The sequence below is a fragment of the Albidovulum sp. genome, assembly GCF_049646345.1.
Taxonomy (GTDB): domain Bacteria; phylum Pseudomonadota; class Alphaproteobacteria; order Rhodobacterales; family Rhodobacteraceae; genus Albidovulum.
The window spans coordinates 1-2975 of record NZ_JBARVQ010000703.1 but is presented as its reverse complement, the minus strand read 5'-3'; the positions used below and the strand labels follow the sequence as shown (position 1 = coordinate 2975).

The 2975-nt window shown below is 63.4% G+C and carries 3 protein-coding genes; all 3 read right to left on the bottom strand.

The annotated features are described in order from the left end of the window. Positions 1–196 precede the first annotated feature (196 nt). Entirely contained in the window at positions 197–1417 is a 1221-nt protein-coding gene (locus tag WBB85_RS18360) for an MFS transporter (protein WP_432640040.1), read from the bottom strand. A gap of 361 nt (positions 1418–1778) precedes the next feature. Next, entirely contained in the window at positions 1779–2396 is a 618-nt protein-coding gene (locus WBB85_RS18355) for a TetR/AcrR family transcriptional regulator (RefSeq protein WP_432640039.1), read from the bottom strand. Continuing rightward, on the bottom strand, positions 2389–2975 hold a 587-nt coding region (locus WBB85_RS18350; RefSeq protein WP_432640038.1), incomplete at its 5' end, for a polyphosphate kinase 2. The genes WBB85_RS18350 and WBB85_RS18355, both read right to left, overlap by 8 nt.

Sequence of the window (2975 nt, the reverse complement as noted above, 5' to 3'; positions counted from 1 at the left end):
CCCCCGCATGGCCCGGCCGGCACTCTGGTCCGGCGCCACGGCCGATCCCGTACTGAAACAGGCAGAACGCGATCCTGGCCTGATCGCGGACGGGCGGCTCGGCCTTTCGGGTTTTGCGGAAAAGTGGGCGCTGCTCTACCGGTCTTTCACTGGAAGCGTCTGATCTGCTTTTTCATTGCTGAAATACCCACGGCGCTCACATATCCCGTGGACGCAGCACCAGCCAGATCAGTGATCCGCCCGCCAGAACCAGAAACGGCAGCATCGCGATATTCACGGCCTGCCAACCGGCGATGACATTGGTCCCGGAACAGTTCATCAACCCGCCTGAGGCGAGCGAGGCAAGGGTCACGCCGCCAAAGACGACAAGGTCATTGATCCCCTGAATGCGGCCGCGTTCTTCGGGCGCATGGGCCGAGGTCAAAAGGGTGGTGGCGCCGATGAAACCGAAGTTCCAGCCGAGCCCCAGCAGGATCAGCGCCAGATAGAACTGTTCCAACGCAACGCCAGAAAGGGCGACAGCCCCAGCGGCGGCCAGAATGGCAAGGCCGGTGCCCATGATCGCGGGCGCGCCGAACCGGGCGATCAGGTGGCCGGTGAAAAAGGACGGGATGAACATCGCCAGCACATGGGCCGAGACGATATCGGCGGCATCCGCCTTTTCAAAGCCGCAGCCGACCACGGCCAGCGGGGTCGAGGTCATAACAAGGTTCATCAGCGCATAGCTCACCATGGCGCAGATCATCGCCACAAGGATCGTCGGATCGCGCAGCATCTCGGCCCGGCTACGGCCCATCGGTTCGCCGTCTTTGCGCCGGGGCGGACGGGGGATATCAAGCAGAAGGAACAGACCCGCGCCGACGACATTCAGAACCACGATGGCAAGATAAGTGCCAAGAAACGCGACCGCCATCGCATCGGTTGTCAGCTTGACGATCTGCGGCCCGACGATGGCCGATGCCAGCCCCCCCGCCATGACCCAGGAGATCGCCTTGGGCCGAAACGCCTCTGACGCGGTGTCGGTGGCGGCAAAACGGTAGAACCCCTGCGCCGACATATAGATCCCGGTCAGGAACGAACCGGCAAGGAAGATCAGGAACGACCCCTGATAAAGCCCCGCCGCGCTGACCGCGGCCCCTGCGGCCCCGCCGGTGGTGCCAAGCCAGAACCCCGCGCGCCGCCCGTAACGCCCCATCAGCGACGACATCGGCGTTGCCGTCAGCATGGATGAGAGCACGATCATCGACATCGGTAAAGTGGCAAGGCAGGGATTGGGTGACAGCATCTGCCCTGAAAGGCCCGCCACGATGAAGACCATCGGCATCTGCGCGCCCAGCACGGCCTGCGCGAGGATCAGCACAAGGACATTGCGCTTTGCACGATGCGAATAGTCGGGCAGGGGGGCTGTCACTTCCATGAAGACTGACTAATCCCGGCCCGACCCGATCCGCAAGGGCTTGTTTGTCACACGTACAATTTCGGTCGGCGCCGGAACATCGTGAGCGTGCAATTCGGGACTTTGCGGACATCCGCGACACCCCCTTCGCCCGGAATCAAGCGCGAAGCGCGCCGGGCGAGCGCCTGCCCGTCCCGCCGGGCTGGCGCTTTGGAGGCCGCGCGCATCGCATGAGGTCAGAGGGGCTTTGCAACTATAAATCGCGCCGAATACCCGTCGCTGCGCCACCCCACGGGCAGGCGCTCGCCCGGCTTACGTGGCGCGTCCCAACGACCGAAATGGGCTCAATCCGGCCAGACACCATTCACGGGTTTGCCGAACATCACTCGTCCGGCGGCACCAGCCCCAGCCCGCGCAGATAGATGCCGATCCCGGCCTCCAAGAGTTCCTCGGGCGGGAAGGGGGCCCGGGCGCCGGGCTTGCCGCGGGTAAAAAGCTCAACGACGCCATGGCTCATCGCCCAGATATGGGCCGAAAACATCGCGGCAGGCGGGCGTTTGCCTTCGGGGATGTGCTGCGACAGCTTTTCGGCGGCGCGGGCAAAGACCGATCTCGCGCGTTCCGAGGCGCGGGCGAGGTCGGGATTGGTGTTGAGCGAGATGCCGCTTTCGAACATTGCCATATAGTGGCCGGGAAACTTGCGGGCGAAGGCCAGATAGGCCCGGCCCGTCGCCTCGAAGGCGGAAAGGGCCGAAGGCTTGCCGCCGTTATAGGCATGATCCATCAGATCGGCAAAAATCTCAAACCCCTGCCGCGCGCATTCAGCGATCAGGTCGTCGCGCCCGGCGAAATGGCGGTAGACAGCGGCGGGGGTCACGCCCGCCGATTTCGCGGCATCCGACAGCGTGAAGCCCTGCGGACCCTGCTTTTCGATCAGCATCAGCGCCGCATCGACAAGCGCGCGGCGCAGGTCGCCGTGATGATAGCCCTGTTTAGGCATCGAGAATGTCGGGGCCTCCGCAGATTTTCGCATCGACCTTGCCGATCGCCTTTGCGTCCTTGCCCGCATAATCGACCCGGTGCAAGACCGTCTGGATCGCCGCGATGCGGGCGCGGGCCTTGTCATCGGCGCGGATCACCGCCCAGGGGGCATGTTTGCTGTGACTGTTCTCCAGCGTTTCGCGGATTGCATCGGTATAGGCGTCCCATTTCTTCAGCCCCTCAACGTCGATCCAGCTCAGCTTCCATTGCTTCAGTGGGTCCTTCTCGCGCTTGAGGAAACGGCGAAGCTGTTCGGCCCGGCCGACATTCAGCCAGAGCTTCACGAGCGTGATGCCCTCATCCACGATCATCTGTTCAAAGTCGGGAAGTTGCTTGAAGAATAGCTGGCGCTGCGGGGGCGTACAGAAGCCGAAGACATGTTCGACAACACCCCGGTTGTACCAGGAGCGGTCGAAAAGTGCTATTTCACCGGCGGCGGGCAGCCAGTCGGTGTAGCGCTGGAAATACCACTGTGTCGCCTCGCGGTCCGTCGGTTTCGGCAGCGCCACGATATAGGCGGAGCGCGGGTTCAGGTTTT

What these genes read in the sequence shown, in the direction of transcription:
- WBB85_RS18360 (WP_432640040.1), bottom strand. Translation starts at nt 1,417, where the DNA reads ATGGAAGTGACAGCCCCCCTGCCCGACTATTCGCATCGTGCAAAGCGC.
- WBB85_RS18355 (WP_432640039.1), bottom strand. Translation starts at nt 2,396, where the DNA reads ATGCCTAAACAGGGCTATCATCACGGCGACCTGCGCCGCGCGCTTGTC.